Origin of the sequence: Pseudomonas sp. NFX71 (assembly GCF_048079215.1) — a bacterium.
GTDB lineage: Bacteria > Pseudomonadota > Gammaproteobacteria > Pseudomonadales > Pseudomonadaceae > Aquipseudomonas > Aquipseudomonas fluorescens_B.
Map to the genome: position 1 here is coordinate 1,025,094 of NZ_CP182230.1, position 20,279 is coordinate 1,045,372.

The 20,279-nt window shown below is 59.0% G+C and carries 21 protein-coding genes; 7 read left to right on the forward strand and 14 right to left on the reverse strand.

Going from position 1 to position 20,279, the window contains the following annotated elements; translation table 11 throughout:
• Positions 1-3: 3 nt before the first annotated feature.
• From lspA to ribF, 3 genes are read right to left on the reverse strand one after another with little or no spacing between them, the layout of a single operon-like run.
• On the reverse strand, positions 4-516 hold the full coding sequence (gene lspA / locus ACM1ZW_RS04715) for a signal peptidase II (RefSeq protein ID WP_017340852.1): 513 nt from the start codon (positions 514-516) through the stop codon (positions 4-6).
• Positions 509-3,340, reverse strand: coding sequence for an isoleucine--tRNA ligase (ileS, locus tag ACM1ZW_RS04720; protein ID WP_017340853.1), 2,832 nt, complete (start codon positions 3,338-3,340; stop codon positions 509-511). Before ileS ends, lspA begins: the two co-directional genes overlap by 8 nt.
• Complete coding sequence (gene ribF, locus ACM1ZW_RS04725) at positions 3,341-4,291, reverse strand: bifunctional riboflavin kinase/FAD synthetase (protein ID WP_414878319.1); 951 nt, start codon at positions 4,289-4,291, stop codon at positions 3,341-3,343.
• On the opposite strand from ribF, the gene ACM1ZW_RS04730 reads away from it, so the two are divergent.
• Positions 4,208-4,471: a hypothetical protein gene (locus ACM1ZW_RS04730; protein ID WP_414878338.1), complete on the forward strand. Its 264-nt coding sequence runs from the start codon at positions 4,208-4,210 to the stop codon at positions 4,469-4,471. The genes ribF and ACM1ZW_RS04730 overlap by 84 nt on opposite strands.
• On the opposite strand, the gene murJ is transcribed toward ACM1ZW_RS04730, so the two are convergent.
• The gene (gene murJ / locus ACM1ZW_RS04735) at positions 4,421-5,959 is read right to left on the reverse strand and encodes a murein biosynthesis integral membrane protein MurJ (RefSeq protein WP_017340855.1); all 1,539 of its coding nucleotides are present in this window, start codon (positions 5,957-5,959) and stop codon (positions 4,421-4,423) included. The genes ACM1ZW_RS04730 and murJ overlap by 51 nt on opposite strands.
• 252 nt (positions 5,960-6,211) lie before the next feature.
• Here murJ and rpsT point away from each other — a divergent pair, with 252 nt between their 5' ends.
• A complete protein-coding gene (gene rpsT, locus ACM1ZW_RS04740; RefSeq protein WP_008154937.1) occupies positions 6,212-6,490 on the forward strand; it encodes a 30S ribosomal protein S20 in 279 nt (92 codons plus the stop codon).
• A gap of 185 nt (positions 6,491-6,675) precedes the next feature.
• On the opposite strand, the gene ACM1ZW_RS04745 is transcribed toward rpsT, so the two are convergent.
• The 5 genes from ACM1ZW_RS04745 to rplU form a co-directional block, all read right to left on the reverse strand.
• On the reverse strand, positions 6,676-7,140 hold the full coding sequence (locus ACM1ZW_RS04745; protein ID WP_017340856.1) for a CreA family protein: 465 nt from the start codon (positions 7,138-7,140) through the stop codon (positions 6,676-6,678).
• 12 nt (positions 7,141-7,152) lie between these two features.
• On the reverse strand, positions 7,153-8,271 hold the full coding sequence (gene proB / locus ACM1ZW_RS04750) for a glutamate 5-kinase (RefSeq protein ID WP_017340857.1): 1,119 nt from the start codon (positions 8,269-8,271) through the stop codon (positions 7,153-7,155).
• 123 nt (positions 8,272-8,394) lie between these two features.
• Positions 8,395-9,618, reverse strand: coding sequence for an Obg family GTPase CgtA (gene cgtA / locus ACM1ZW_RS04755; RefSeq protein WP_416740254.1), 1,224 nt, complete (start codon positions 9,616-9,618; stop codon positions 8,395-8,397).
• A 193-nt stretch (positions 9,619-9,811) separates the two neighbouring features.
• Positions 9,812-10,087 carry a 50S ribosomal protein L27 gene (gene rpmA / locus ACM1ZW_RS04760; protein ID WP_017340859.1) on the reverse strand — a complete coding sequence of 92 codons (276 nt, stop codon included), beginning with the start codon at positions 10,085-10,087 and terminating at the stop codon, positions 9,812-9,814.
• 35 nt (positions 10,088-10,122) lie between these two features.
• A complete protein-coding gene (gene rplU, locus ACM1ZW_RS04765) occupies positions 10,123-10,437 on the reverse strand; it encodes a 50S ribosomal protein L21 (RefSeq protein ID WP_003176051.1) in 315 nt (104 codons plus the stop codon).
• A 240-nt stretch (positions 10,438-10,677) separates the two neighbouring features.
• Here rplU and ACM1ZW_RS04770 point away from each other — a divergent pair, with 240 nt between their 5' ends.
• From ACM1ZW_RS04770 to ACM1ZW_RS04780, 3 genes are all read left to right on the forward strand, one after another.
• Positions 10,678-11,646, forward strand: coding sequence for a polyprenyl synthetase family protein (locus ACM1ZW_RS04770; RefSeq protein ID WP_017340860.1), 969 nt, complete (start codon positions 10,678-10,680; stop codon positions 11,644-11,646).
• A 160-nt stretch (positions 11,647-11,806) separates the two neighbouring features.
• Positions 11,807-12,148: a zinc ribbon domain-containing protein YjdM gene (locus ACM1ZW_RS04775; RefSeq protein WP_010467527.1), complete on the forward strand. Its 342-nt coding sequence runs from the start codon at positions 11,807-11,809 to the stop codon at positions 12,146-12,148.
• Positions 12,149-12,354: 206 nt separating this feature from the next.
• The gene (locus ACM1ZW_RS04780) at positions 12,355-12,612 is read left to right on the forward strand and encodes a hypothetical protein (RefSeq protein ID WP_017340862.1); all 258 of its coding nucleotides are present in this window, start codon (positions 12,355-12,357) and stop codon (positions 12,610-12,612) included.
• Positions 12,613-12,740: 128 nt separating this feature from the next.
• Here the strand turns inward: ACM1ZW_RS04780 and ACM1ZW_RS04785 are convergent, their stop codons facing one another.
• The 3 genes from ACM1ZW_RS04785 to ACM1ZW_RS04795 all read right to left on the reverse strand — a co-directional run bounded on the left by ACM1ZW_RS04785 (position 12,741) and on the right by ACM1ZW_RS04795 (position 14,415).
• Complete coding sequence (locus tag ACM1ZW_RS04785) at positions 12,741-13,358, reverse strand: FKBP-type peptidyl-prolyl cis-trans isomerase (protein WP_017340863.1); 618 nt, start codon at positions 13,356-13,358, stop codon at positions 12,741-12,743.
• A 121-nt stretch (positions 13,359-13,479) separates the two neighbouring features.
• The gene (locus ACM1ZW_RS04790) at positions 13,480-13,791 is read right to left on the reverse strand and encodes a DUF6482 family protein (RefSeq protein ID WP_017340864.1); all 312 of its coding nucleotides are present in this window, start codon (positions 13,789-13,791) and stop codon (positions 13,480-13,482) included.
• A 135-nt stretch (positions 13,792-13,926) separates the two neighbouring features.
• Complete coding sequence (locus ACM1ZW_RS04795; RefSeq protein WP_007943976.1) at positions 13,927-14,415, reverse strand: TIGR00645 family protein; 489 nt, start codon at positions 14,413-14,415, stop codon at positions 13,927-13,929.
• Between the two features lie 159 nt (positions 14,416-14,574).
• Between ACM1ZW_RS04795 and ACM1ZW_RS04800 the strand changes: the two genes are divergently transcribed.
• A complete protein-coding gene (locus tag ACM1ZW_RS04800; RefSeq protein WP_416740255.1) occupies positions 14,575-16,404 on the forward strand; it encodes a hypothetical protein in 1,830 nt (609 codons plus the stop codon).
• 5 nt (positions 16,405-16,409) lie between these two features.
• On the opposite strand, the gene ACM1ZW_RS04805 is transcribed toward ACM1ZW_RS04800, so the two are convergent.
• On the reverse strand, positions 16,410-16,751 hold the full coding sequence (locus ACM1ZW_RS04805; RefSeq protein WP_017340866.1) for a hypothetical protein: 342 nt from the start codon (positions 16,749-16,751) through the stop codon (positions 16,410-16,412).
• A gap of 304 nt (positions 16,752-17,055) precedes the next feature.
• Positions 17,056-19,494 (reverse strand): Lon protease family protein, encoded by a 2,439-nt coding sequence (locus tag ACM1ZW_RS04810; RefSeq protein WP_017340867.1) that lies wholly within the window; start codon positions 19,492-19,494, stop codon positions 17,056-17,058.
• Between the two features lie 276 nt (positions 19,495-19,770).
• Here ACM1ZW_RS04810 and ACM1ZW_RS04815 point away from each other — a divergent pair, with 276 nt between their 5' ends.
• Entirely contained in the window at positions 19,771-20,259 is a 489-nt protein-coding gene (locus ACM1ZW_RS04815; protein WP_017340868.1) for a DUF3015 domain-containing protein, read from the forward strand.
• Positions 20,260-20,279 lie beyond the last annotated feature (20 nt).

Consider the following 20,279-nt stretch of genomic DNA (forward strand, 5'->3'; position numbering starts at 1 on the left):
TGTTCAGTCATGAACGGCTTCTCCGGTTTTCTTGGATTTGAACATGTCCAGCGCCAGCATCACCGCACCCACAGTAATCGCACTGTCGGCAAAGTTGAACGCCGGGAAGTACCAGCGATTCTGCCAATGCACCAGAATGAAATCGATCACATGGCCCAGGGCAATGCGGTCATACAGATTGCCCAGCGCGCCACCGAGTACCAGGGCCAGCGCAATGGCCAGCCAGGTTTCGTTGCGCCCCAGACGTTTGAGCCACACCACCAGCACCGCACTGACCACGACCGCGATCAGGGCAAACAGCCAGCGCTGCCAGCCCGAGCTGTCGGCCAGGAAGCTGAACGCCGCACCGGTGTTATAGGCCAGGGTCCAGCTGAAGTAATCGGGAATCACCACGATCTGCTGATACATCTTCAGCGAGCCTTCAAAGTAGAACTTGCTGGCCTGGTCGATGACCAGGACCAGCAAACTCAACCAGAGCCAGCCCAGCCGTCCGAAACGGCCAATGGCATTAGGCATAGTGACGAACCTCGCCTGCGCCGCTGATGTTGTCGACGCAACGACCGCAGATTTCCGGGTGCTCCGGATTCACGCCGACGTCTTCACGGCAGTGCCAGCAACGGGCGCACTTGGCGAAGGCCGACTTGACGATTTTCAGCTTCAGGCCGCTGACTTCGGTGACTACCGCGTCCGCTGGTGCCTGAACAAAAGGTGCAACGCTGGCGGTCGAGGTGATCAGCACGAAGCGCAGTTCGTTGCTCAGCTTGGCCAGGTCGGCGCTCAGCGCGTCTTCGGCAAACAGCGTCACTTCGGCTTGCAGGTTGCCACCGACGGCCTTGGCCGCGCGCTGGATTTCCATTTCCTTGTTCACAGCGACCTTCACCGCCATGATCCGCTCCCAGTAGGCGCGGCCCAGTTCAACGTTTTCCGGCAGTTCGGTCAGGCCTTCGTACCAGGTGTTGAGCATCACCGATTCGTTGCGCTCGCCCGGCAGGTATTCCCACAGTTCGTCGGCGGTGAACGCGAGGATCGGCGCGATCCAGCGCACCAGCGCTTCGGAGATGTGGTACAGCGCGGTTTGCGCCGAACGGCGGGCCTTGCTGTTGGCGCCAGTGGTGTACTGACGGTCCTTGATGATATCGAGGTAGAAACCGCCCAGCTCCTGCACGCAGAAGTTGTGGATCTTGGAGTAGACGTTCCAGAAGCGGTATTCGCCGTAGTGCTCTTGCAGCTCGCGTTGCAGCAGCAGCGTGCGGTCCACGGCCCAACGGTCCAGCGCGAGCATTTCTTCGGCCGGCAGGATGTCGGTGGCCGGGTTGAAACCGGTCAGGTTGGAGAGCAGGAACCGCGCGGTGTTACGGATCCGCCGGTAGGCGTCCGCACTGCGTTGCAGGATCTGCTCGGACACCGCCATTTCACCCGAGTAATCGGTAGAAGCGACCCACAGACGCATGATGTCGGCGCCCAGTGTGTCGTTGACCTTTTGCGGTGCGATCACGTTGCCCAGCGATTTGGACATTTTGCGACCGGACTCATCCACGGTGAAACCGTGGGTCAGCAGCTCGCGGTACGGCGCGTGGTTGTCGATGGCGCAACCGGTCAGCAGCGACGAGTGGAACCAGCCGCGGTGCTGGTCCGAACCTTCCAGGTACAGGTCGGCACGCGGGCCGGTCTCGTGGCCCATCGGGTGCGAACCGCGCAGGACGTGCCAATGCGTGGTGCCCGAATCGAACCAGACGTCCAGGGTGTCGCTGATCTTGTCGTACTGCGGCGCTTCGTCACCGAGCAACTCGGCCGCGTCCATCTTGAACCAGGCTTCGATGCCTTCGACTTCGACGCGCTTGGCGACTTCTTCCATCAGCTCGGCGGTACGCGGGTGCAGTTCGCCGCTTTCCTTGTTCAGGAAGAACGGGATCGGCACGCCCCAGTTGCGCTGACGGGAGATGCACCAGTCCGGACGGTTGGCGATCATCGAGTGCAGGCGCGCCTGGCCCCAGGCTGGAACGAACTTGGTGTCTTCGATGGCTTTGATCGCCCGCTTGCGCAGGGTTTCGCCGGTCGCAGGCTCTTTGTCCATGCCGATGAACCACTGCGCGGTGGCGCGATAGATCAACGGAGTCTTGTGACGCCAGCAGTGCATGTAGCTGTGTTCGATGATGGTGGTGTGCAGCAGCGCACCGACTTCGGTCAGTTTGTCGACGATGGCCGGGTTGGCTTTCCAGATGAACTGGCCGCCGAAGAACTCCAGCGACGGTACGTAAACGCCGTTGCTTTGAACCGGATTGATGATGTCATCGTTGACCATGCCATATTTCTTGCAGGTCACGAAGTCGTCTACACCGTAGGCCGGCGAGGAGTGAACCACGCCGGTGCCGGCGCCCAGTTCAACGTAGTCGGCCAGGTAAACCGGCGACAGGCGATCGTAGAACGGGTGACGGAAGTTGATCAGTTCCAGTTCTTTACCGGTGGTGGTCGCGATGACCGAGCCTTCCAGGCTGTAACGGGCCAGGCAGGATTCGACCAGCTCTTCAGCCAACACCAGCAGTTTGTCGCCGACATCGACCAGGGCGTAGTTGAATTCCGGGTGAACGTTCAGCGCCTGGTTGGCCGGGATGGTCCACGGGGTGGTGGTCCAGATCACGATCGAAGCCGGTTTGGCCAGGGACGACAGACCGAAAGCGGCAGCCAGTTTGGCTTCATCGGCAATCGGGAACGCCACGTCGATGGTCGAGGACTTCTTGTTCTCGTACTCGACTTCCGCTTCAGCCAGGGCCGAACCGCAGTCAAAGCACCAGTTCACAGGCTTGAGGCCCTTGAACACGAAACCGCCCTTGACGATTTCGGCGAGCGCGCGGATTTCACCGGCCTCGTTCTTGAAATCCATGGTCTTGTACGGGTTGGCGAAGTCGCCCAACACGCCCAGGCGGATGAACTCGGACTTCTGGCCTTCGATCTGCTCGGTGGCGTAGGCACGGCACAGTTCGCGGGTCTTGTCCGCGCCCAGGTTCTTGCCGTGGGTCACTTCGACTTTGTGCTCGATCGGCAGGCCGTGGCAATCCCAGCCCGGAACATAAGGCGCGTCGAAACCCGACAGGGTCTTCGAGCGAATGATCATGTCCTTGAGGATCTTGTTCAGCGCATGACCGATGTGAATCGTGCCGTTGGCGTACGGAGGACCGTCGTGAAGTACGAACTTCGGACGATCCTTGCCAATTTCGCGCAACTTACCGTACAGGCCAATGCTGTCCCAGCGCTGCAGAATCTGCGGTTCGCGCTGAGGCAGGCCGGCCTTCATTGGGAAGGCGGTGTCCGGAAGGTTTAGCGTGGCTTTATAGTCGGTCATTTATGGCTCTTCATTAGCGATTGGCGCTAGGTGCGACAGGGCACGGGCGGCGGCGACATCCGCATTGATCGCCGTCTTAAGCGCCTCCAGAGAGGCGAAACGCTGCTCTTCACGCAGCTTTTGGTGGAAAACCACCGTCAAACGCCGGTCATACAGATCGCCGGCAAAATCTAAAAGATGGACTTCGAGGTGGGCCTTGCCATCCCCTTGGACCGTTGGCCGCACGCCGATATTGGCGACGCCTGGCCAGGTCTTGCCGTCGATGTCGATGTCGACCAGGTAAACCCCGGACAACGGCACACGACGACGCTTGAGTTGAATGTTGGCGGTGGGCGTACCCAGTTGGCGCGCCAGCTTCTGGCCGTGCAACACGCGCCCGGTAATCTGGAACGGACGACCGAGCAGGCGTTCGGCCAAGGCAAAATCTGCAGCGGCCAAGGCATTTCGCACCTGCGTGCTGCTGACGCGAATACCCTCCAGCTCAACGGTTTGCGCCGCTTCGACAGTGAAGCCTTGCATGACGCCAGCCTGTTGCAGGAAATCGAAATCCCCTACCCGGTCACAGCCGAAGCGGAAGTCGTCACCGACCTCAAGGTGCTGGACGCCGAGGCCGTCCACCAGAATGGTATCGACGAACTCACTGGCACTGAGCTTGCTCAGGCGCTGGTTGAAGGCCAGGCACAGAACCCGGTCGACACCTTCGTCAGCCAGCAGCTGCAGTTTGTCTCGCAGACGAGCCAGACGGGCCGGTGCCGTATCCGGGGCGAAAAACTCCCGCGGCTGCGGCTCGAAAATCACCACGCAGCTGGGTACGCTCAACTCGAGCGCTCGCTCACGCAGCCTCGCCAGGATAGCCTGGTGGCCACGGTGAACACCGTCAAAGTTGCCAATAGTGGCGACACAGCCCCGATGCTGGGGGCGCAGGTTGTGGAGGCCTCGAACCAGCTGCATAACGCGCTTCTTGCTCATAAAGTGGTCGATTATAACCACACCCGGCGGCCGACGACAGGCAACACCGTAACCCAAAGTGATCGAGCCGACAAAACCGCCGCCCCGCCCGTGTTTATCGAGGCCGAAGCCTCAGCTCAACGCCTTGCGATTGAAGTCGCGCAAACGGAAGCCCATCAATAGCAACATGCCGAAATACGAGACCACGCCAGCCCCTACCAGAGCGCCCAGCCGCAGGAATCGCTCAAGCATGTGGCCCTGATCCCAGGCCGGCATAAAGTGCATTCCGGCCAGCAACACCGCAGACATCACCGCAACCGCGACCACCAGTTTGCCGCCAAACTTCGCCCAGCCTGGTTGCGGCTGATACATCTGCTGCTTGCGCAGTTGATAGAACAGCAGCCCGGCGTTGATGCAGGCACCAGCGCTGATCGCCAGCGCCAGACCGGCGTGGGCCAGCGGGCCGATCAGCACCAGGTTGAACAACTGCGTGACGATCAACGTGAAAATCGCGATTTTCACCGGGGTACGGATGTTTTGTTGCGCATAAAAGCCGGGCGCCAGCACTTTGATCACAATAATTCCGAGCAAACCGACCGAATAGGCGATCAGCGCCCGCTGGGTCATGGAGGCATCAAAGGCACTGAACTGGCCGTACTGGAACAGCGAAACCGTCAGCGGCTCGGCCAGAATCCCCAGCGCCAGCGAGCACGGCAACACCAGCATGAAGCACAGGCGCAGGCCCCAATCGAGAATCCGCGAATACTCGGCGCGGTCCTTGCTGGCATAGGTCTTGGCCAGGGTCGGCAGCAGAATCGTGCCCAACGCCACGCCCAGGACCCCGGATGGCAATTCCATCAAGCGGTCGGCGTAATACATCCACGACACGGAACCGGCAACCAGGAACGAGGCAAAAATGGTGTTGATGATCAGCGAAATCTGACTCACCGAAACGCCGAGAATCGCCGGCAGCATTTGTTTCATGACCCGCCAGACACCGCTGTCGCGCAGGTTCAGGCGCGGCAGCACCAGCATGCCGATTTTTTTCAGGTGCGGCAGCTGGTAAAGCAATTGTGCCAGGCCACCTGCCAGGACCGCCCAGCCCAGTGCCATGACCGGTGGATCGAAGTACGGCGTCAGGAACACCGAAAAGATGATCATGCTGACGTTGAGCAAGGTCGGCACGAAGGCCGGCACCGAGAAGCGGTTATAGGTGTTGAGAATCGCCCCGGCCAACGAAGACAGGGAGATCAGCAATATATAAGGAAAGGTCACCCGCAACAGGTTGGCGGTCAGCTCGAATTTTTCCGGGGTGTCGGTAAAACCTGGCGCGGTCGCCCAGATTACCCATGGCGCCGCGAGCATGCCCAATGCAGTGACCAGGGCGAGCACCAGCGTCAGCAGACCGGAGACGTAGGCAACAAAAGTGCGCGTCGCCTCCTCGCCCTTCTGGTTTTTATATTCGGCAAGAATCGGCACGAACGCCTGGGAAAAAGCCCCTTCGGCGAAGATCCGGCGCAGCAGATTGGGCAGTTTGAAGGCGATGAAGAAGGCGTCCGTCGCCATCCCCGCGCCAAATGTACGCGCAATGAGGGTGTCACGGACGAACCCCAGAATCCGGGAAAGCATCGTGATAGAGCTGACGGCGGCCAACGATTTGAGCAGATTCATTGAAAGAGTTTGTGCCTGTCGATAAACAGCAGGCGAACAACGCGCCCACTTATGCGATACTCCGCGCCGCAGCAGCACAGAGCCAAAGCTCGCGAGTTTACAGGTCAAGCGCCGGAAATAAATATCCCGCCTCTTTATACCTACCACTTAGCGGAACGTCTCAACCGCCCTTGACAAGACATCAACTCATCGGCATGATTCGCGGCCTATTTTGTTTGCTATTTCCTAAAAAGTCTTTCGAGGAGCTCGACGGTGGCCAACACACCTTCCGCCAAAAAACGTGCAAAACAGGCTGAGAAGCGTCGCAGCCACAACGCCAGCCTGCGTTCCATGGTTCGTACCTACATCAAGAATGTAGTTAAAGCCATCGACGCAAAAGACGCTGAAAAAGCTCAAGCTGCTTACGTTCTGGCCGTGCCAGTTATCGACCGTATGGCCGATAAAGGCATCATCCACAAGAACAAGGCTGCTCGTCATAAGAGCCGCCTGAACGGTCACGTCAAGGCTCTGAACCTTGCTGTTGCCGCATAAGCGATAAGCTTGTTGAAAAACCGACCCCAGGGTCGGTTTTTTATTGCCTGTGATTTGGCAAACACAGGACAAAAAAATGTGGGAGCGAGCCTGCTCGCGATGAGTGACTAACACTCAACATCTCTGCTGACTGAAAGTCCGCTATCGCGAGCAGGCTCGCTCCCACAATTTGGATCTTCGCTAGCTTATTGAGCGTGCGTCCACGGCAGAATCGGAATCGCCGTCACCGCATTCTGAGGGCTGCCCTCGATCAAGCGATCGCTGTAGACCAGGTACACCAGCGTATTGCGCTTCTTGTCGAGGAACCGCACCACCTGCATGGTCTTGAACACCAGCGAGGTGCGCTCCTTGAACACCTCTTCACCATCCTTCAACTCGCCCTTGAAGTTGATCGGACCCACCTGACGACAGGCGATAGACGCTTCAGCGCGATCCTCAGCCAGGCCCAGACCGCCCTTCACGCCACCCGTCTTGGCGCGCGACAGGTAGCACGTCACGCCCTCCACCTTCGGATCGTCAAATGCCTCGACCACGATGCGGTCATTCGGGCCGACGAACTTGAACACCGTCGACACCTGACCAATCTCCTCGGCCGAGGCCAGCAGCGGCATTACCAACAGCAGACCCAACAATCCTTTTGTCACGCGCATTCAGGTATTCCTTCAGACCAGGATCAGGTTATCGCGGTGAACCAGTTCCGGCTCCGCCATGTAACCCAACAGACCGACAATCGCCTCAGACGACTGACCGATGATTTTCTGCGCTTCCAGCGCGCTGTAGTTGGCCAGGCCACGGGCGATCTCACGACCGTCCGGCGCCACACACACCACCATTTCGCCGCGACGGAAACTGCCCTGGACCAGCTTGACGCCGACCGGCAGCAGGCTTTTGTTGCCTTGGGACAACGCCGTCACCGCGCCCGCATCCAGCACCAGCGTGCCGCGGGTTTGCAAATGGCCGGCCAGCCATTGTTTGCGCGCCGCCAGCATGCCGCGTTCAGGCGACAGCAAGGTGCCGATACGCTCGCCCGCCTTCAGGCGATCCAGGACACGCTCGAGGCGTCCGCCAACGATGATGGTGTGCGCACCGGAACGCGCCGCAAGACGCGCCGCGCGCAACTTGGTTTGCATGCCGCCGCGCCCCAACGCACCGCCGGTACCACCCGCCACGGCGTCCAGCGCCGGGTCATCGGCGCGCGCTTCGTAAATCAGCTTGGCATCGGGATTGTTGCGCGGATCGGCATCGAACATGCCGTCGCGATCCGTCAGGATCACCAGTAAATCAGCTTCGACCAGGTTGGCCACCAGCGCCGCCAGCGTGTCGTTGTCACCGAAACGGATTTCATCCGTCACCACCGTGTCGTTTTCGTTGATCACCGGGATCACTTTCAACTCGACCAAGGCACGCAAGGTGCTGCGAGCGTTCAGGTAGCGCTTGCGGTCGGACAGGTCGTCGTGCGTCAGGAGAATCTGCGCGGTATGCCGGCCATGCTCGGCAAAGCTCGATTCCCAGGCCTGAACCAGGCCCATCTGACCGATGGCGGCCGCCGCCTGCAACTCGTGCATCGCACTGGGTCGTACGGTCCAGCCCAGACGGCTCATGCCCGCTGCCACAGCCCCGGAGGACACCAGCACCAGCTCAACGCCCGCCTCATGCAAGGCCACCATCTGTTCGACCCAGACACCCATTGCCGCGCGATCCAGGCCCTTGCCGTCCGCCGTCAGCAAAGCGCTGCCGATTTTCACGACCCAACGCTGCGCACCTGTCACCTTGCTCCGCATCATCTTCAACCTTAGCTTGAGGACAGCGCGACCCAGCGCTGCCCGTAACGTTATTCGTGACTACCGATTTCCAGATACCAAAACGCCGCTCAATTGAGCGGCGCTTAAGTTTACTGCAACGAATCAGTCGCGCACGTAAATGATTTCCGGACCGTCCTCATCATCCACGTCTTCCTCGTCCCAATCATCGTCGCCGATGTCATGGACCGACTTCACGCCGCTGCGACGCAGTGCACGCTGGTCGTCCAGGGCTTGCAACTGAGCACGGGCTTCGTCTTCGATGCGCTGATCGAGATCGGCCAGCTCTTCCTTGTAAGCCGGGTCGTTCGCCAGGCGATCGGCACGATCTTCCATGTAACGCATGATGTCGTGGCACAGACGCTCGGTGCCCAACTTGGAAATGGCAGAGATCACGTAAACCGGACCGGTCCACTCCAGGCGATCGACGATTTCCTTGACGCGAGCATCGTGCTCTTCTTCAAGGATCTGGTCGCACTTGTTCAGCACCAGCCAACGATCACGCTCAGCCAGGGACGGGCTGAACTTGGTCAGTTCGCTGACGATCACTTCGGCAGCATCCGGGGCACTGGTGTCGTCAAGCGGCGCCATGTCCACGAGGTGCAGCAGCAAACGGGTACGCGACAAGTGCTTGAGGAAGCGAATCCCCAGGCCTGCACCATCGGAAGCGCCTTCGATCAGGCCCGGAATGTCCGCGACCACGAAGCTCTTCCAGCGATCGACGCTGACCACGCCCAGGTTCGGCACCAGCGTGGTGAACGGGTAGTCGGCGACTTTCGGCTTGGCGGCCGATACCGAGCGGATGAAGGTACTTTTGCCCGCATTCGGCAAGCCCAGCAGGCCCACGTCCGCCAACACTTTCATTTCCAGTTTCAGGTCACGCGCCTCACCCGGCTTGCCCGGAGTGGTCTGACGCGGAGCGCGGTTGGTACTGGATTTGAAACGGGTGTTGCCCAGGCCGTGCCAGCCGCCGTGAGCCACCAGCAGTTTCTGGCCAGCCTTGGTCAGGTCGCCGATCACTTCCTGGGTGGCCGCATCGATGACAGTCGTGCCGACCGGAACACGCAACACCAGCTCTTCACCTTTCTTGCCGGTGCAGTCGGTGCTGCCGCCGTTGGAGCCGCGCTCGGCATCGAAGTGCCGGGCGTAACGGTAGTCCACCAGGGTGTTGAGGTTTTCATCGGCGATCATGTACACCGAACCGCCATCACCACCGTCACCGCCGTTCGGGCCGCCGTTTTCGATGAATTTCTCGCGACGGAAGCTCATGCAACCGTTGCCGCCGTCGCCGGCCTTTACTCGAATCGATACTTCATCAACAAACTTCATAACAAAACGCCTCTCGCCATACGGACGAGCCGAAAAAATCTAGACATAAGACTCTTGCAAAAATGAGCGCAGCGACCTCAATCAACGACCGCAAATCCAGCGCTGGAGCCCATTACAAACAGCTTTGCAAGAGACTCACCCCACAAACGAAAAAGCCCCGTCGCAAGACAGGGCTTTTCCAGCAACCACGTAATTATGCCGCGACGACTTCAGTCTTCGGGACAATGCTTACGTAACGACGACCGAAGGCGCCCTTTACTTCGAACTTGATCACGCCGTCGATTTTAGCGAACAGAGTGTGATCTTTACCCATGCCAACACCGTAACCGGCGTGGAATTGGGTGCCGCGCTGACGCACGATGATGTTGCCCGGAATGATAACCTGGCCGCCATACATCTTCACGCCAAGGCGTTTGGCTTCTGAGTCGCGACCGTTACGGGTACTACCACCAGCTTTTTTGTGTGCCATGAGTTCAATTCTCCTAGTGAGGAATTAGGCTGAAATTAAGCCTGAATACCGGTGATTTTGATCTCGGTGTACCACTGGCGGTGGCCCATACGCTTCATGTGGTGCTTACGACGACGGAACTTGATGATGCGGACTTTATCGTGACGACCTTGGGAGATCACTTCAGCCACAACGGTAGCGCCAGCAACAACTGGAGCGCCGATATTCACGTCATCGCCATTGGCGACCAACAGAACGCGATCAAAAGTTACGGATTCGCCGGTAGCGATTTCCAGTTTTTCAATCTTCAGGTATTCACCTGGGGCGACTTTGTACTGCTTGCCACCAGTAACGATTACTGCGTACGACATGGTATTTCTCCGATAATCCTGCTCACCCAGCTCTTTATAAGAAGAGGTATTGGCTGGCATGGCTGCATAAGGCTGGAAGGCCTGTTTGCAATTGCGTAAGGCAGGTGCTGCCCAGGAAGTTCAGGGTGCGCGATTGTACGCAAGCTGCCGGGGCGATGCAAGAGGCCGTCCATCGTGCCTTGACACCCGCCGACGTGGGTCCTAGCATGCCGCGCAACCCTTCTGGAGCAACTGTCGCTGATGCAACCCCAAGCTTTCTACCGCGCGGTGGCGGACGATTTTAGCGCCGTCGACGGCATCATCAAGAAGCAGCTGACTTCCCGAGTGCCGCTGGTATCGAAAATCGGCGACTACATTACCTCGGCTGGCGGAAAACGCCTGCGTCCTTTATTAGTGCTGTTGTGTGGCAAGGCCCTTGGCCGCGAAGGCGACGACCTGCGTCTGCTGGCCGCGACCATCGAGTTCCTGCACACCGCCACCCTGCTGCATGACGACGTGGTCGACATGTCCGGCATGCGCCGTGGCCGCTCGACCGCCAATGCCATGTGGGGCAACGCTCCGAGTGTGCTGGTGGGCGACTTCCTGTATTCGCGCTCCTTTGAAATGATGGTCGAACTGGGCTCCATGCCGGTGATGAAAATCCTTTCGCAGGCCACGCGCATCATCGCCGAAGGCGAAGTGTTGCAGCTGTCGAAAGTCCGCGACGCCAGCACCACCGAAGAAACCTATATGGAAGTCATCCGCGGCAAGACCGCGATGCTCTTCGAAGCTTCGACCCACAGTGCTGCAGCCCTCTGCGAAGCCACTCCGGAACAGGCAGAAGCCCTGCGCACCTTTGGTGATCACCTGGGCGTGGCTTTCCAACTGGTGGACGACCTGCTGGACTACAAGGGCGATGCGGAAACCCTGGGCAAGAACGTCGGCGACGACCTGGCTGAAGGCAAGCCGACCCTGCCACTGATCTACACCATGCGCGAAGGTACGCCGGAACAGGCGGCACTGGTGCGAAAGGCGATTCAGAAAGGTGGCATCGAGGACCTCGAAAGCATCCGCGAGGCCGTTGAAGCGTCCGGTTCCCTTGAGTACACGGCGCAACTGGCCCGTGATTATGTGGCCCGTGCGATCAAATGCCTCGATGCGCTACCTGCCAGCGAATACCGCGATGCATTGGTGGAATTGAGCGAGTTCGCAGTAGCCCGCACACACTAAAAGCAAGATTAAAAGATCGCAGCCTTCGGCAGCTCCTACGGGCGGACACAAAACCCCGCAGGAGCTGCCGAGGGCTGCGATCTTTTGCTGTCAGCTCCCTCGCCCGAAAAAACCCTATATAATGTGCGCTTTTTAGCGATCCTGAATCCAAGGAGCTTTAGTGAGCACGTTGCCACCCTGCCCGAAATGCAATTCCGAATACACTTACGAAGACGGCGCTCAGCTGATCTGCCCCGAGTGCGCCCACGAGTGGTCCGCCAGCGGCGAAGCTGAAGCAGCGTCCGATGACACCGTGAAAAAAGATTCCGTAGGCAACGTCCTGCAGGACGGTGACACCATCACCGTGATCAAGGACCTCAAGGTCAAAGGCACGTCGCTGGTGGTCAAGGTTGGCACCAAGGTCAAGAACATCCGCCTGTGTGATGGCGACCACGACATCGACTGCAAGATCGACGGCATCGGGCCGATGAAGCTCAAATCCGAGTTCGTCAGAAAAGTCTGAGCCGTCTGCAATCCATCCCGCGCCCTGCGTGGGATGGTGCTTCGCCCTCCTCCGCTTCGCCCAGCAATCCCTGGCAATAGCCAAACGCCAGCCGTTTTGACCTTACGCAATCTTTACCCGGAAAAAACCGCAAACCGCCAATAGGCCCTTGCTATTTGATGAATAAGAATTATTCTCATTGGAACAACCCAATGGAGATGAGAACCATGACTTATTTGATCGATGCCTGGCTGGACCGCCCACACCCATACCTCAGGATCCTGCATCGGGAAACCGGGGAAGTCTGCGCGGTGCTTGAAGAAGAAGCCTTGAACGAGTTGCAGGATCAGGGTGATCTGGACGTCAACGGCCTGAGTTCCAGCGAGCCGGTGGTGCTCAAGGAACTGGTACGCAATCTGTTTCTGTTCTGCTATGCCCGGGCGTTGCGCCCGACCAGTGAGCTGCACAACAAGCTTGAAGTATGAATAGCGCCGTAAAAACTGTGGGGCCAGCCTGCTGGCGAGGGTATCAACGCGGTCTTGAAGAAACCCGGTCGCTCCCATCGCCAGCAGGCTGGCTCCCACATTAGACCGTCATGGTGACAGCCCAGACCTTACAGAACGTCGAGCAGCTCGACGTCGAAGACCAGTACGCTGTGCGGCGGAATGCTGCCAACGCCTTGAGCGCCGTAAGCCAGTTCGCTCGGCACGTACAGGCGCCATTTGCTGCCGGCGTTCATCAGTTGCAGGGCTTCGGTCCAGCCAGCGATCACGCCGCCAACCGGAAACTCTGCTGGCTGACCACGATCGTAGGAGCTGTCGAACACAGTGCCGTCGATCAGGGTGCCGTGGTAGTGAGTACGCACGGTGTCTTCACGGGATGGCTTGGCGCCTTCGCCGGCAGTCAGCACTTCGAATTGCAGACCGGAAGCCAGGGTAGTGATGCCATCGCGCTTGGCGTTTTCAGCCAGGAATGCCAGGCCTTCGCCAGCAGCCGCTTCAGCTTTGGCAGCCGCTTCGGCTTGCATGATTTCGCGAATAACCTTGAAGCTCGCGGACATTTCTTCCTGACCCACACGGCTTGGCTTGCCGGCGAACGCGTCGGTCAGGCCTGCGAGGATCGCGTCCAGGCTAACGCCCGGCGGCGGGTTGTCGCGCAGTTGGTCGCCCAGCTGACGGCCAATACCGTAGCTGACGCGGGTTTCGTCGGTGGACAGATTTACTTCGGACATGACACTGCTCCGCTGTGCGGACGGCCCTGGAACTTGCCGTGCGTGCACAGCGCGTCCCGGAGCGCCCGGAACCAAAAGGGCCAGCAGACTAGCACAGATGTCGCTGCGCTGATGAGGGCTGTCAGCGCAGCCCTGTTGTACGGAAAGAGATCGGCACCTTCAGACTTTCTCCAGCACTGCCGCCCAGACCGCACATTTCGTCATGAACCGAGGTATGCACCAGGTTGAACGGCAAGCTGGGGCAGGCATGGAGTATTTCGCGTGCATGCTCGACCGAGCGCAGGTGAAACATCTGGCCGCGAGCGTCGCTCAAGGGGTACGCCGCGCCATGCATGCGCGCTTCCAGCAGGTAGATTCCACCTTCCATGGAGATCAGGTTCAACTCATCGACCTTCCCGGCGATGGCATAAGCATTCAGCTCTTGCAGGTTCATGAACGCACCTCACACAGTGGCGAGCCAACATCCTTACAGGCATAGGCCTCACCGCATCAAAGCACAAGCCACAAACGACACCGCCCGTCTGTTTCGCAACGGACGGGCGGTGTAAAAAAGGCTAAAACGCAGCAATCAGTGCTTGGTCAGCTTATCCAGATACCCCATGGCAAAGGCCGACACCACGAAAGTCATGTGAATGATCACGTACCACTTCAAATGCTCGGGATCGACGTTTTTGGCGTCCATGAAGATCCGCAACAGATGGATCGATGAAATCGCCACGATGGACGCCGCGACCTTCATCTTCAACGAAGACGAATCCATGGTGCCCAGCCAGTTGAGTTTTTCCTTGCTGTCGTCGATATCCAGTTGAGAGACGAAGTTCTCGTAACCGGAAATCATCACCATCACCAGCAAACCGCCCACCAGTGCCATGTCGATCAACGACAGCAGCACCAGGATCAGGTCCGACTCAGCCATCGAGAACACGTTGGGAATGACGTGGAAGACTTCCTGGAAGAATTTCAGCGCCAGAGCCAGCAGACCGAGGGACAGGCCGAAGTAGATCGGCGCCAACAGCCAGCGGGAGGCGTACATTGCATTTTCGATAAAGCGTTCCATTGAATCTCACATGTGGACTGGAAATGGCCGCGAGTATACCAGCCACCTGTTACAGCCAGAAACCATCGGGAAATCCGCCACCTGCACGTGTGTCACAAGGTTTTTCTGCTAGTGTCCAAACCATTGACAGCTCAGCGACAGCGGACAGGAAGACGGGAAATGGGTGTGCGATTGCCTTTGATGAGCGCCGGGGTTTGCCTGGCCGTGCTGATGAGCGGCTGCTCGCCCAGCGATGACAAACGCCAGGTCAGCCTCGAGGAAAAAACCGCGCAGTTCGAGAAGGCCCTGGATGCCATTCAGGACCCGAAACTCAAGGATATCGTGGCCGAACTCGGTGGTTCGCTGCTGTTGCTCGAGCGCGCACAACTCAAACTCGACAGCAAACCCGTGGTCACCGAGTACGGTGAAGACGTCCTTGCGGTGCTCAAGCACTATCCCACGCCCCAGGCGCTGGTCGACACGTACATCAACGGCCTGATCGTGTTGCACAAGGACTCCAGCTCCGACTACCTGACCGACCTGCAGCCAGTGTTCCCCTTCAACTTCGACATTCCGGCCGCGTTTCTCTTTCCCCATGGCCTGGAATGGCAGTCGGTGACCCTGAGCAACAAACGCGTGATCGCGTTCCAGCCGGAATGGTCGGAAACCGACCCCGGCATTCAGCTAAGCCCGTCGAGCTCCAATCTGACCAACCCCGATGACCTGACAGTGACTTATCCGTTCATCGATGGCCTTGACGTCGACAACAAGCACCAACCGCAGCCGGTCAGCCTGCAAGGCAAAGTGGAAGTCATCGCACCCCGCAGGCTTTATAGCTTCGACCTGACAAAAAAAGACGTGGGCCAGACCCGCACCAACGACAACCTCAGCGTCACCTTGCTTAAACTGACAAACAACTACGCCGAGATCGAATTCAACAACAGCGCACCGTTGGCGCCCGAGGTGGGCGGAACGCCGCTCAACCCGCTGATCGTCCAGGCCAGAGACGCCACCGGGCAATTTCTTTCGCGCGCCGGCTCGATCAACGAAACCGCCGCGCAAATTGCCTTTTTTCAACAACAGCTCGCAAAAATGCAGCAACAAAAGGCCTGGAGCGAAACGTTCGAAAAACAACTCTATGAAGAGCAACGCGCTTTTGAAAAGCAGCAAAAAAACCATTACTCCAAGGTGTACTTCAACGGGCCGATCGAGACCCTTGAAGTCAGCCTGCTCGACTTCTCGGCGGTCACGGTCACACGCAAGGACCTGGACCTGCCAGTCCGTCGCTTCGACCAGCACACCACCGATAAAACCATCCAGCCACTGACCTTGCCGGTGGTGGTGTACGACGATCAGGCCCCGACCTGGCTCAAAGGTGCGACGCTGACTGAGGAACAACTGAAAAAGAGCGTCAGCATCCGTCAAGCGGTGGAAGATCCTAGCGCGGCGCGCATCGAATTCGACCACGCCCGAAGTTTCAACGATGAATTGCTGGGGACGTCCTTCAACCCCGGGGACAGCCCGGTCAGCTTCTTTACCGAGGACAGCAGCGGTCAACGCGATGAGCCGATCGAGTTACCGCCGGAGGCGTTTCAGATCGATCCTCTGCGCGGCATCATCACCTACGATCTGAACCTGTTTGCGCAAACGCCGGCCTACGCGGTGGGCTCCATGCCGCTGTTCCTGGCGACGGTCGACAAGCAGACACTCGATGCCCACCAACTGCCCAAAGGCCTGGAATTGAAAGGCAATGCGCTGGTGGTTGATCTGAAGCTGTTTCCCGCCCAGGACTGGCGCTTTTTCGCCAGGGACGATAGCGGTCACTATCTCAAGGAGATTCTTTCGGTCATTCACGACGCGAGCGCAGAAGGCCCGGCGTTATTCGGTGTGCATTACTTCTATGGCCAGCCCACTCATCTGGAAACCTATCAGCGAACCGACCTCACCACCGTGCAATACGGCTTCGAGGTCAAGCTCGACAAGGCTGACACGTCCAGCCTTGCCCAATAGCCTTCTCAATGGTCGGGGCGAAACTCGAAGCCGCCCAGGTTGCGGCAACGGCCACCATTGATTTCCCGCAGCTGGGCTTGCAGGTGCAGGCACCAGATTTGTGGATCGTCGGCCAGTTCGTAGCCGTGCAGGGTCAGGCTTTCAACAATGGTGTCGAGGATTGATTCAGCCACGAAAGGGCCATGAAACGGGCCCTGGGCCTTGATGGCTGACGGTTGTTCGCCGGCCATTCCGGCGGCAAACAGCAAGGTCCACATGCCCGTATCGCCAGCCAATGGCTTGATGGCGCATTCGATACGGGTCACAAGACCCAGGCATTGACGGGTGAGGCAGAGGTTGCGCGACATGGCGGCGACCCTCGTTAGATCCGGTATTCAGCCCCCACGGGAGAGCTGTCTCGATCCAGTGATTACTGTCGATATCCTTGAGCTCAGAATAGAAGAAAAGTCTGACCAGCACGTCAACTGAGACCAGAAGGCGCCGAATGGTCATTGTGTGAATATTGACGTCAGAGTGATGGCACTTTTTCAGGTCGACCCGAATACAAATGTGGGAGCGAGCCTGCTCGCGATTGCGGACTGACACTCAACATCTTCGTTGAATGTGAAGCCCTCATCGCGAGCAGGCTCGCTCCCACAGTTTTGTTGCGCGTCAGGCCGGCTTGGCTTCGACCAAGGCTTCCTGCGCAGCTTCTTTCTCGGCCTCTTTCAGGTCTTCTTCGCTGATCATTTCCGCGATCACCCGCAAGCGCTCCACCACCCGCGCATTCACACTGCCCTCAGGGAATTCGCCATTTTCATCCGGCGCACCGGCAGGCTCGCCCACCAACAGGCTCAGCGCTTCGTCAGCCTGGCGCACTGCGTAAACGTGGAATTGACCTGCGCGCACGGCTGCCAATACCTTCTCATCGAGCATCAGCGTCGCCACGTTGGCGTGGGGAATGATCGCCCCCTGCTCACCGGTCAACCCGCGGGCTTCGCAGAGACGGAAGAAGCCTTCGATCTTCTCGTTGACCCCACCTACCGCCTGCACTTCACCGAACTGGTTGATCGAACCGGTGATGGCAAAGCACTGCTTGAGCGGCGTTTTCGACAAGGCCGAGATCAACGTGCACGCCTCACCCAGCGACGCACTGTCGCCATCGACGTAACCATAGGACTGCTCCAGCGCGATACTCGCGGAAATCGCCAGCGGGAATTCCTGGGCGTAACGGCTGCCCAGATACCCGGTGAGGATCATCACGCCTTTGGAGTGAATCGGCTGGCCGAGGTTGACTTCGCGTTCGATGTCGACAATGCCGCTGCCGCCCGGATAGACCGTGGCGGAAATCCGTGCCGGCACACCGAACGCCGAGTCACCGACCTCCAGCACCGTCAGCCCGTTGCACTTGCCGACTGCCGCGCCATCGGTGTCGATCAGGATGATCCCGGCCAGCATGTCATCGAGAATCCGCGCCGAAACACGCCCGGTGCGGGTGGCCTTGGCTTTAAGCGCACGCTCGATATGCCCGGCGTCGGTCATTTCGTCGCCCGCCAGATGACGAATGAAATCCGCCTCGCTGACCAGTTGGAACAGATCGCCGATCCGCGCCGACAAACGCCCCTGATGCTCGGCCAGACGCGCGCTGTACGTCGCCAGACGCGCCACCGCGTCGGCGGTCAGCGGCGCCATGCCTTCTTCGGAGGTGCGGGTTTTCAGTAGCTGGGCGAACTGTTCCAGGCTCTCGTCGACCATCGGGATGTCTTCGTCGAAATCCACCAGGACGCGGAACATCTCCTGGAAGTCCGGATCGAGGTCTTGCAGCGTGTAGTACAGCTGTCGGGCACCGATGATGACGACTTTGACCTGCAACGGAATGTGCTGCGGTGTCAGGGTCACGGTGGCCAGGCGGCCCAACTCGCCCAGCGGCGATTCCATTTTCAGCTTGCGCGATTGCAGGGCGCGCTTGAGCGCATCCCACACAAACGGTTCGCTGAGCATTTTTTCCGCTTCGAGGATCAGGAAGCCGCCGTTGGCACGGTGCAGCGCGCCCGGGCGCAGTTGACGATACGTCGTGTAGAGCGCGCCCTGATCGGTGCTGTATTCGATGCGGCCAAACAGGTTTTCGTAAGTCGGGTGCGGTTCGAACACCACCGGCGCACCGCCGCTGGCCGAATGACCGACCATCAGGCTCGGCGCGTATTGCTCTTCCAGCATCTTGCGGGCAACGGCGTCGGCTTTGCTGTCGTCCACCAGTTGCTCGACCACGGTTTTCAGCAGATAGACCTGCATCGCCTGCAGGTAACCGCACACCGCCGCGTTCTCGGCGTATTTCTCCGACAGCGGCGACAACAACGGTTGCAAGGCCAGGGTGATGGTTTCTTCGTTGAGGTGGCGCAGTTGATTGCTCGACTCGCGCTTCCATTGCGGCAGGCTGGCGAGCTCTTCGTTCAGGCGCTCCTCCAGACCGGAAATGTCATCGTGAAAACGCTCGCGATCGGCTTCCGGCAACTGGGCGAATTCCGCTTCATCCAATGCCTTGCCTTCGCTCATCGGGGTAAACGCGATGTTGCTGGCATCGCGGTAAAGCGCGACTTCTTTCTCCAGCGCCAGGCGTTCGATGATGTCCAGCGCCTTGTCGTAGCGCTGGTTGAAAGCGCGGTCGATGGCGCTTTTCTTCTGCTGGTAGGACGGGTGTTCGAATACGGCCGGAAACGTCGCCAGCAGGTTGTCGATCAGCGCGTTGATATCACCGATGAACGCGCCAGCGGTGCCCGAGGGCAATTCCAGGGCGCGGGGTTCACGGGGCTCATCGAAGTTGTTGACGTAGACCCAGTCCGCCGGGGTCTGCAGGCGTTTGCCTTCGGCCTTCAGGTAGCGTTTGACGAACGAAAACCGGCCGGTGCCAGGCTCGCCCATGACGAAGACGTTGTAACCGGGGCGTGGCATGGCCACACCGAACTGCAAGGCTTCGACCGCACGTTCCTGGCCAAGCACACCGCGGAAAGGCTCCAGATCATTGGTGGTAGAGAAGCTGAACTGTTCAGCGGAAAACGGACGGGTCAGCGCTTCGGGCGCTAGACGCAAGCTGGCAGCAACAGGATCAGGCATCGGGCTTCCTTACATCAGGCGGGGCAGATAGCGGCATTCTGGCGCTGCCCGTACCCCACTGGCAAGGCGCGCCTTTAGCCAAAGCATAGCTAAACTGCTATCCCCAGGCGGACCGGGTCTAAATCAACGTTTCCAACGAATATTTCGCAAAATGTCACGGAACCCTTGGAACGTGCCTAAACTCCAAACTGCGCGGCTGGAACAATAACCGGCCCACTGGCGCCAGATCGGGCCAGACCCCTTGTCCATTGGTATGCACATAAAGAGAACAAAGCTATGAAACGGATTCTTCTCGGTACTCTCTTCACCGCTGTATCCCTCAATGCCATGGCTCAGGCGCCAGGCGGCCCGGATTGCGGTTGGGGCAACATGCTGTTCGAAGGTCAGCGTGGCACCCCGGCTCACTTCCTGGCATCCACCACCAACGGCACTTCCGGCAACGCAACCTTCGGTATGACCTCCGGTACCAACGGTTGCTCGACTAATGCGTCGCTGACCTATGGCGGCAAATCCTGGATTGCCATGAATGGCATGATGAACGAGCTGTCCGAAGACATGGCCAAGGGTCAGGGCGAAGCGCTGACCACTTACGCCGTGGTACTGGGCGTGGCGCCGGAAGACCGTGCGCACTTCGCCGCCGTCACTCATGAGCACTTCCAGCAGATCTTCAGCAAGGCTGACGTGACCGCTGACGACGTGCATACCAACACCCTGGCCGTTCTGAAGAGCGATCCACGTCTGGCCAAGTACGCCACTCAAGCTTAAGCTCGACCCGCCCGTTCCTT

Bases quoted from the DNA above. Each gene is read 5' to 3' on its own strand.
- lspA (WP_017340852.1), bottom strand. From the start codon at position 516: ATGCCTAATGCCATTGGCCGTTTCGGACGGCTGGGCTGGCTCTGGTTG.
- ileS (WP_017340853.1), bottom strand. From the start codon at position 3,340: ATGACCGACTATAAAGCCACGCTAAACCTTCCGGACACCGCCTTCCCA.
- ribF (WP_414878319.1), bottom strand. From the start codon at position 4,291: ATGCAGCTGGTTCGAGGCCTCCACAACCTGCGCCCCCAGCATCGGGGC.
- murJ (WP_017340855.1), bottom strand. From the start codon at position 5,959: ATGAATCTGCTCAAATCGTTGGCCGCCGTCAGCTCTATCACGATGCTT.
- ACM1ZW_RS04745 (WP_017340856.1), bottom strand. From the start codon at position 7,140: ATGCGCGTGACAAAAGGATTGTTGGGTCTGCTGTTGGTAATGCCGCTG.
- proB (WP_017340857.1), bottom strand. From the start codon at position 8,271: ATGCGGAGCAAGGTGACAGGTGCGCAGCGTTGGGTCGTGAAAATCGGC.
- cgtA (WP_416740254.1), bottom strand. From the start codon at position 9,618: ATGAAGTTTGTTGATGAAGTATCGATTCGAGTAAAGGCCGGCGACGGC.
- rpmA (WP_017340859.1), bottom strand. From the start codon at position 10,087: ATGGCACACAAAAAAGCTGGTGGTAGTACCCGTAACGGTCGCGACTCA.
- rplU (WP_003176051.1), bottom strand. From the start codon at position 10,437: ATGTCGTACGCAGTAATCGTTACTGGTGGCAAGCAGTACAAAGTCGCC.
- ACM1ZW_RS04770 (WP_017340860.1), top strand. From the start codon at position 10,678: ATGCAACCCCAAGCTTTCTACCGCGCGGTGGCGGACGATTTTAGCGCC.
- ACM1ZW_RS04780 (WP_017340862.1), top strand. From the start codon at position 12,355: ATGACTTATTTGATCGATGCCTGGCTGGACCGCCCACACCCATACCTC.
- ACM1ZW_RS04785 (WP_017340863.1), bottom strand. From the start codon at position 13,358: ATGTCCGAAGTAAATCTGTCCACCGACGAAACCCGCGTCAGCTACGGT.
- ACM1ZW_RS04790 (WP_017340864.1), bottom strand. From the start codon at position 13,791: ATGAACCTGCAAGAGCTGAATGCTTATGCCATCGCCGGGAAGGTCGAT.
- ACM1ZW_RS04795 (WP_007943976.1), bottom strand. From the start codon at position 14,415: ATGGAACGCTTTATCGAAAATGCAATGTACGCCTCCCGCTGGCTGTTG.
- ACM1ZW_RS04800 (WP_416740255.1), top strand. From the start codon at position 14,575: ATGGGTGTGCGATTGCCTTTGATGAGCGCCGGGGTTTGCCTGGCCGTG.
- ACM1ZW_RS04805 (WP_017340866.1), bottom strand. From the start codon at position 16,751: ATGTCGCGCAACCTCTGCCTCACCCGTCAATGCCTGGGTCTTGTGACC.
- ACM1ZW_RS04810 (WP_017340867.1), bottom strand. From the start codon at position 19,494: ATGCCTGATCCTGTTGCTGCCAGCTTGCGTCTAGCGCCCGAAGCGCTG.
- ACM1ZW_RS04815 (WP_017340868.1), top strand. From the start codon at position 19,771: ATGAAACGGATTCTTCTCGGTACTCTCTTCACCGCTGTATCCCTCAAT.